This is a genomic window from Amycolatopsis rhizosphaerae (assembly GCF_007713715.1).
Lineage (GTDB): Bacteria > Actinomycetota > Actinomycetes > Mycobacteriales > Pseudonocardiaceae > Amycolatopsis_E > Amycolatopsis_E rhizosphaerae.
This window is the reverse complement of record NZ_VJWX01000340.1, coordinates 1-7,813: the sequence shown is the minus strand read 5'-3', so window position 1 is coordinate 7,813 and position 7,813 is coordinate 1. Positions and strand designations below refer to the sequence as shown.

At 68.4% G+C, this 7,813-nt stretch carries 7 protein-coding genes and 1 pseudogene; all 8 read left to right on the top strand.

The window, feature by feature from the left end:
• Positions 1-97 (top strand): annotated as a pseudogene (locus tag FNH05_RS39455) (ABC transporter permease); the annotation flags it as partial.
• Positions 97-957, top strand: coding sequence for an MlaE family ABC transporter permease (locus tag FNH05_RS26555; protein WP_186382752.1), 861 nt, complete (start codon positions 97-99; stop codon positions 955-957). The pseudogene FNH05_RS39455 and the gene FNH05_RS26555, both read left to right, overlap by 1 nt.
• On the top strand, positions 954-2,282 hold the full coding sequence (locus FNH05_RS26550) for an MCE family protein (protein ID WP_144591444.1): 1,329 nt from the start codon (positions 954-956) through the stop codon (positions 2,280-2,282). Before FNH05_RS26555 ends, FNH05_RS26550 begins: the two co-directional genes overlap by 4 nt.
• Positions 2,279-3,322, top strand: coding sequence for an MCE family protein (locus FNH05_RS26545; protein WP_144591443.1), 1,044 nt, complete (start codon positions 2,279-2,281; stop codon positions 3,320-3,322). The genes FNH05_RS26550 and FNH05_RS26545 overlap by 4 nt, the downstream gene beginning before the upstream one ends.
• The gene (locus tag FNH05_RS26540; RefSeq protein WP_144591442.1) at positions 3,319-4,350 is read left to right on the top strand and encodes an MCE family protein; all 1,032 of its coding nucleotides are present in this window, start codon (positions 3,319-3,321) and stop codon (positions 4,348-4,350) included. The genes FNH05_RS26545 and FNH05_RS26540 overlap by 4 nt, the downstream gene beginning before the upstream one ends.
• Positions 4,347-5,534 carry an MCE family protein gene (locus tag FNH05_RS26535; RefSeq protein ID WP_144591441.1) on the top strand — a complete coding sequence of 396 codons (1,188 nt, stop codon included), beginning with the start codon at positions 4,347-4,349 and terminating at the stop codon, positions 5,532-5,534. Before FNH05_RS26540 ends, FNH05_RS26535 begins: the two co-directional genes overlap by 4 nt.
• The gene (locus FNH05_RS26530) at positions 5,531-6,715 is read left to right on the top strand and encodes an MCE family protein (RefSeq protein WP_144591440.1); all 1,185 of its coding nucleotides are present in this window, start codon (positions 5,531-5,533) and stop codon (positions 6,713-6,715) included. Before FNH05_RS26535 ends, FNH05_RS26530 begins: the two co-directional genes overlap by 4 nt.
• On the top strand, positions 6,715-7,813 hold a 1,099-nt coding region (locus FNH05_RS26525; protein ID WP_144591439.1), incomplete at its 3' end, for an MCE family protein. The genes FNH05_RS26530 and FNH05_RS26525, both read left to right, overlap by 1 nt.

The following is a 7,813-nucleotide window of genomic DNA, read 5'->3' as shown; positions in this document are numbered from 1 at the left end:
GAACCAGGCCGTGGTCATCACCTTCCTGCTGCTGTTCCTGATCAACGTCGTGCTCACGGCCGTCTACCTGCGGGTCGTCCCGCCGAAGGCGCTCTGATGACGGCCCGGACGGTGGAAACGGCGGACCGCGCCGACCGGACGCTGGAAATCATCGCCCGGCCCGGCGCGATGTTCGAGGGGCTCGGCTTCCAGCTGTCCTTCTACGTGCGGGCGCTGGCCTGGTCCCCGCGCACGGTCCGGCGCTACCTCAAGGAAACCCTGCGCCTGCTCACCGAGGTCTGCTTCGGCACCGGGGGACTGGCGGTCATCGGTGGCACGCTCGGCGTGATGATCGGCATGACGATGTTCACCGGCCTGATCGTGGGTATGCAGGGGTACGCCGCGCTCAACCAGCTCGGCACCGCCGCGCTGACCGGGTTCATCTCGGCCTACTTCAACACGCGCGAGGTCGCCCCGCTGGCCGCCGGGCTGGCGCTGTCCGCGACCGTGGGCTGCGGTTTCACCGCCCAGCTCGGCGCGATGCGCATTTCGGAAGAGATCGACGCGCTCGAGGTGATGGGCATCCCGAGCATGCCCTACCTGGTGACCACCCGCGTGCTCGCCGGGATCGCCGCGGTGATCCCGCTGTACGCGGTGGGCCTGCTCTCGTCCTATCTGGCGTCCCGGCAGATCACCGTCTGGCTCTACGGCCAGTCCGCCGGCACCTACGACCACTACTTCAACCTGTTCCTGCCACCGCAGGACGTGCTCTGGTCGTTCCTGAAGGTGATCATCTTCAGTGCGCTGGTCATCCTGTCCCACTGCTACTACGGCTACACCGCCCGCGGCGGCCCCGCCGGAGTGGGCGTGGCCGTCGGGCGCGCGGTGCGCACCTCGATCGTGCTGATCTCGGTGCTGGACTTCTTCCTCAGCCTGGCGGTGTGGGGTGCCACCACGACGGTGAGGATCTCGGGATGACACGGGCGATCCTGCTGCGGCGGTTGTGGCACCAGGCCCTGGGACTGGTGTTCCTGGTGGTCTGCGCGCTGTTCCTGGTCACCACGGTGGCGATCTACCAGAAGAAGTTCACCCCGGTTTCCCTGGTGCGGCTGGAAACCGACCACGTCGGCAACCAGCTGGGCACGGGTTCGGACGTGAAGATCCGCGGCGTGGTGGTCGGGGAGGTCCGCTCGGTGGCCGCCCTCGGCGATCACGCCGCGCTGGAACTGGCGCTCGAACCGGACAAGCTCGACCAGATCCCGGCCAACGTCACCGCGCGCCTGCTGCCCAAGACCCTGTTCGGCGAGCGGTACGTGGCGCTGCAGATCCCGGCCACCCCCGTCGGGCACCTCGAGGCCGGTGCGGTGATTCCCCAGGACCGCAGCAGTTCCGCGATGGCACTGGAAACCGTGCTCAACGACGTGATGCCGTTGCTCCAGGCGGTCCAGCCGGAGAAGCTGTCGGCCACGCTGAGCGCGGTGTCCACGGCGCTGCAGGGGCGGGGCGAGCAGTTCGGCCGGACCCTGGCGAAACTGTCGGACTACCTGGGCGGGCTGAACCCTTCGCTGCCGGACATCAAGGCGGACATCGCCGGTTTCGCCAAGGTCGCCGAGGTCTACGACAAGGCCGCGCCGGATCTGCTGCAGGCGCTTTCGGACCTCACCACCACGTCGAAGACGCTGGTGGACAAGCGGAACCAGCTTGCGCAGCTGTACGGCTCGGTGACCACCGTGTCCGGTGATCTGGCCGGTTTCCTCAAGGTCAACGAGAACAACATCATCCGGCTGACCACCACTGCACAGTCTACTTTGGACGTGCTCGCCAAGTACGCCCCCGAGTACCCGTGCCTGCTGAAGCAGTTCGCGGATTCGGTGCCGCGCGCCTACGAGGCCTTCGGGCACGGCACCGACGAAATGAACCACGTGACGATCCGCTTCATCGCCGACCGCACCAAGTACCTGCCGGGCGTCGACGATCCGAAGTACCTCGACAAGCGCGGGCCGCGGTGTTACCCGCAGGCGCCGCCGCCGGGCCGGTGGCCGCAGTACCCGCCGGACGGGCCGCTGCAGGACGGCTCCAGCCATCCCCCGGTGCCGCCCGGCGAGAATCCGCCCCTGCCGGGCAACGGGATCATCCCGGCGGGCTCGTCCACCACCGGTTCGCTGGCGGGCACCCCGCAGGAGCAGCAGCTGATCGACGTGCTGGTCTCGCCGACCCTGAACACCACACCGGACCAGGTGCCCGGCTGGTCGGGCCTGCTGGTCGGGCCGCTCTACCGCGGCGCGGAGGTGGAACTGCAGTGAGGAACTTCGCCGCGCCCCTGATCAAGATCCTGGTCTTCGCCGTGGTCACCGTGGTGCTGACCGGGATACTCGGGGCCACCATCGCCAACACGAACTTCGGCGTCACCAGCGGCTACGTCGCGCGCTTCACCGATGCCTCCGGCCTGCACGAGGGCGACGACGTGCGCATCGTCGGCGTGAAGGTCGGCCAGGTCGCCAGGATCGGCGTCGCCGAGGACGGCGATCGCCGCTTCGCCGACGTGCACTTCACGGTGTCCTCCACCTACCACCTGCCCGCCTCGGCCACCGCGACGGTGAAGTACCGCAATCTGGTGGGGCAGCGCTACCTCTCGATCGGCACGAACGTCGCGGACGGCACGCAACTGCCCGAGGGAGGCATGATCCCGCCCGAACGCACCCAGCCGGCGCTGAACCTCACCGTGCTGTTCAACGGGATGAAGCCGCTGTTCCAGGCACTGGACCCGCAGCAGGTGAACCAGCTGTCCTACGAGATCATCCAGGTGTTCCAGGGCGAGGGCGGGACGATCCAGAGCCTGCTCACCCACACCGCGTCCATCACCTCCGCCATCGCGGACAAGGACAAGGTGATCGGCCAGGTCATCGACAACCTCAACGGAGTGCTGTCCACGGTGAACCAGCGCGGTCCCGAACTGTCGAACCTGATCGATCAGACGCAGCAACTGGTGACCGGGCTGGCGCAGCAGCGCGGCCCGATCGGGGAGGCGGTGTCCGCGCTGTCGAACCTCACCGACGTCACCGCGGGCCTGCTCAAGGACGCTCGGCCCGCGCTCAAGGACGACATCGCCGGCCTCGGCAAGCTGTCGTCGAACCTGTCGGATTCGGGGCAGCTGCTGGACGAGCTGCTGCGGAAACTCCCGGGAAACCTGGACAAGTACACCCGCGTGATGAGCTACGGCAGCTGGTACAACTATTTTCTCTGCAACCTGACGGGCACCATCGGGATCTCCTCCCTGAACGTCACCCTCCCGATCCTGCCGCTGCCGGCCACCGAACTGCCGGAGAGGTGCAAGACGTCGTGAAACCGCTGCGCGAACGCAACCAGGCCGCCGTCGGCGGGGTCACCCTCGTCCTCATCGTGCTGGTCACCGTGGTGTCCTACTTCTCCGACCAGCTGCCGCTGCTCGGCACCGGGACCACCTACCAGGCCTACTTCACCGAGTCGGCCGGACTGGCTCCGGACAACGAGGTGCAGGTCGCCGGGGTGAAGGTCGGGCAGGTCAGCTCGGTCCGGCTGGCCGGGAAGAAGGTGCTGGTGAAGTTCAAGGTCTCGGGCACCAGGATCGGCTCCGCGACCACCGCCTCCATCGAAATCAAGACGCTGCTCGGCGAGAAGTACCTCGCACTTCAACCGAAGGGGGACGGCGCGCAGAACCCGGACGACCCGATCCCCCTCGAGCGCACCTCCACCCCGTTCCAGCTGCAGGACGCCTTCCAGCAACTGTCCACAACGGTCGGTGACATCGACACCGCGCAGCTGTCCCGGGCCTTCGACGCCGTGTCCGGCGCACTCAAGGACACGCCGCAGGCCCTCAAGGACACCCTCAGCGGGCTTTCCGCGCTGTCCAAAACGGTGTCCTCCCGGGACCAGGAACTGGCGAACCTGCTGTCCAACACCAGCAGGCTGTCCAAGACCCTGGCCGACCGCGACGGCAAGGTGCAGCAGATGATCAGCGACGGCAACCTCCTGCTGAGCGAGCTGCAGAAGCGCCGGGACGCGATCAGCGCACTGCTGACCGGGACCAAGGCGCTGTCGGACCAGCTGCACGGCCTGGTCGCCGACAACCGGCAGCAACTCAGGCCCACGTTGGAAAAGCTCGGCGACGTCACCGGCATCCTGCAGCGCAACCAGGACAACCTGAGCCGCAGTCTCGCCCTGCTGGCGCCGTTCACCCGGCTCGGCGCGAACGCCACCGGCAACGGCCGCTGGTTCGAGGGCTACATCTGCGGCCTGCTGCCCCCCGTGATCAAGGCGGGCGGGCTGTCCATCAACCCGGAGGGCTGCAGCGTGCCGCTGGCAGCGCCGGACCAGGGGGTGAGCAACCGATGAGCCCGCAGACCAGGGCGGGCCGCGGCGCCTACCGCTGGATCGCCACCGCCTGCGTCGCCGCACTCGCCCTGACCGCCGGGTTGTGGCTGATCTTCCGCGACGGCGGCGGAACCACGATTTCCGCGCTGTTCGACCGCACCGTCGGGCTCTACTCCGGATCCTCGGTCCGGGTGCTGGGCGTGCAGGTCGGCCGGATCACCGCGGTGACCCCGCAGGGCGGTTCGGTGCGGGTGGACATGGCGATCGACTCCGATGTGCAGATCCCCGCGGACGCCGGGGCCGTGGTGGTCGCGCCGAGCCTGGTCAGCGACCGGTACGTGCAGCTGACCCCGGCCTACGACAGCGGTCCGGTGATGGCTTCGGGAACGCTCATCCCGAAGGAACACACCGCCACCCCGATGGAACTCGACGACCTGTACGGCAGTATCGACAAGTTGTCGACCAGTCTCGGCCCCAGCGGGGCGAACGCCGACGGCTCGCTGTCGCGCCTGCTCGACACGGCGGCGAAGAACCTCGACGGCAACGGCAAGAACCTCAACGACACCGTCACCGAGCTGGCCGATCTGTCCCGCACCCTGAACAACTCCAAGGGGGATCTGTTCTCCACGGTGCGGAACCTGCAGTCGTTCACCACCGCGCTGGCCGACAGCGACAACCAGCTCAACCAGTTCTACCAGCGGCTCGCCGACGTCTCCGGCTTCCTCGCGGCCGATTCGGGCGACGTCGGCGCGGCACTGTCCTCCCTGGGCGGTTCGCTGGGTGAGGTGCAGCAGTTCGTGGCGGAGAACAAGACCCTCCTGGAATCCAATGTGGACAAGCTGGCAAGCGTGACGAAGGTGCTGGTGGACCAGCGGGCGGCGCTCGCCGAGGTGCTGGACGTGTCGCCCACCGCGATGAGCAACTTCATCAACTCCTACGACTCGGCGACCGGCAGCATCGCCATCCGCTACAACGCCAACGAACTCACCAACCCGCTGATGACCACGCTGTGCCGGCTGGTCAAGTCGGCCACCCCCACCGGACTGCCGGACGTGGTGGGCAACCTCTGCCAGTCCATCGCCACGGTGGTCGACGGCGTCGCGAAGCTCCCGTCGCTGTCCCAGCTGATGGCCGACATCTCCAGCGGGAAACTCCCGCCGCTGCCCCTGATGCCGCTGGTGTCGACCCCGGAGACCGGACAATGAAACGGATCCCGATCCTCGCCGCGGTGCTGCTGCTGGCCGCCGGTTGCGGTACCGGCGGTTTCGACGGGCTGTACAACACCCCGCTGCCCGGCGGCGCGGAACTCGGCGACCACCCGTACCGGATCACCGCGCAGTTCGCCGACGTGCTCGACCTCGTCCCGCAGGCGAGCGTGAAGGTCAACGACGTGCCGGTCGGCAGGGTGGACAGGATCGACCTCGCCCCGGACACCCGGTCGGCGATCGTCGCCATGACCGTCAACGGGGACGTGCACCTGCCCGCCAACGCCTACGCCGATCTCAGGCAGTCGAGCCTGCTGGGCGAGAAGTTCGTCGAGCTGCGCGAGCCCGGGAAGGGCGCCACCGGCGCACTCGCCGACGGTGCCGCCATCCCGCTGGAGCGGACGAACCGCAACCCGGAGGTCGAAGAGGTCCTGGGCGCCCTGTCGCTGCTGCTCAACGGCGGTGGCATCAACCAGGTCCGGGACATCACCCGGGAGCTGAACAAGGCACTCACCGGCAACGAGGCCGAAATCCGCGCGCTGCTGTCCAGAGTGGACCGGCTCGCCACCGAGCTGGACGGGCAGAAGAGCGAGATCATCCGCGCCATCGACGGGCTGAACCGGCTGTCGAGCACCCTGGTGGGCCAGACCGCCAACCTGAGCAACGCGCTGGACAACCTCGCCCCCGGGCTGGCGGTGGTCAACGAGCAGCGCGACCAGCTCGTCGGCATGCTCCAGTCACTGGACCGGCTCTCCGGCGTCGCCGTGGACACCATCGGCAAGAGCCGGGACCAGCTGATCGACAACCTGAAGGCGCTCACGCCGACCCTGACCAAGCTCGCCGAGGCCGGGCAGAACCTGCCCACCGCGCTGAAGATCCTGCCCACCTACCCGCTGCCGGACGTCGCGGGGGAGGTCATCAAGGGCGACTACGCCAACGTGCGCGCGCGCGTCGACCTCGACCTCGACTCGATCGTGCAGAGTCTCGTCAACGCCGGGAAGTTCTCCGTACCCGGCACCACGAAGACGACCACGACCGCCACGAACGGGACCGGTACCACCGGAAACACCGGAAACACCGCGAACTTGCCTCCGCTGCCGTTGCAGAGCACGGGGCAACCGCAGTCGTCCGGCGACCTGCTCGGCGGTCTCCTGGGCGCCATCCTGGGAGGGGGCCGCTGATGTTCACCCGCAGGCACTGGGCGAAACTGCTCGCGTTCGGGCTCATCGCGGTGCTGTCCGTCGGCTACGCCGGGGGCAAGTACGCCGGACTGGACCGGCTGTTCGGCCCGCGCGGCTACCTGGTGACCGCGCAACTGCCCGACTCGGGCGGCATCTTCGTCAACGCCGAGGTCACCTACCGGGGCGTGGCGGTGGGCAAGGTCGCCGCGATGCACCTGATCCCGCGGGGGGTGGCGCTCGAGCTGGACATCGACTCCGGGGCCCCGCCGATCCCGGCGGACACCACCGCCGTGGTCGCCGACCGCTCCGCCGTCGGCGAGCAGTACGTCGATCTGCGGCCAACGCACGAGAACGGGCCGTACCTGCACGAAGGTTCGGTGATCGCGCCGGACCGGACGGCCATTCCGCTCTCGCCGGACACCGTGCTGACCAACCTGGACAAGCTCGTGTCCAGTGTGGACCCGAAGGATCTCCGCACGGTGGTGGACGAGACCTACAACGCCTTCGCCGGTGCCGGTCCCGATCTGCAGCAGCTGCTCGACACCGCGGGCTCGTTCACCGCCACCGCCACCGAGAACCTGCCGCAGACGGCGAAGCTGCTGGCCGACGGCCGCACCGTGCTCGCCACGCAGCAGCGGCAGGCGCAGAACATCACCGCACTGGCCCAGGGACTGCGCCGGATCACCGAACAGCTCAAGAACTCCGACCCTGACCTGCGGAAGGTGATCGAACAGGCGCCGGGGCTGGCCGACGACGTGGACAACATCCTGTCCGTCTCGGGCACCGATCTCGGCGTCCTGATCGCCAACCTGCTCACCACCATGCAGGTGACCTCGGTGCGCACGGACGCCATCGAGGAGGACCTCGTCGCGTTCCCGATCATCGGCGCGTTCACCCGGTCGGCGAGTTCCAACGGGGAGGGCCACCTCGGCCTGGTGCTCAACTTCTTCGACCCCCATTCCTGCACGAAGGGGTACGAGACGACGAAGCAGCGCCCGGCCAACGACACCACCGAGGTCCCGGCCAACACCCAGGCCTACTGCGCCGAACCGCCGGGCAGCAAGACCGAGGTGCGCGGCGCCCAGAACGCCCCGTACG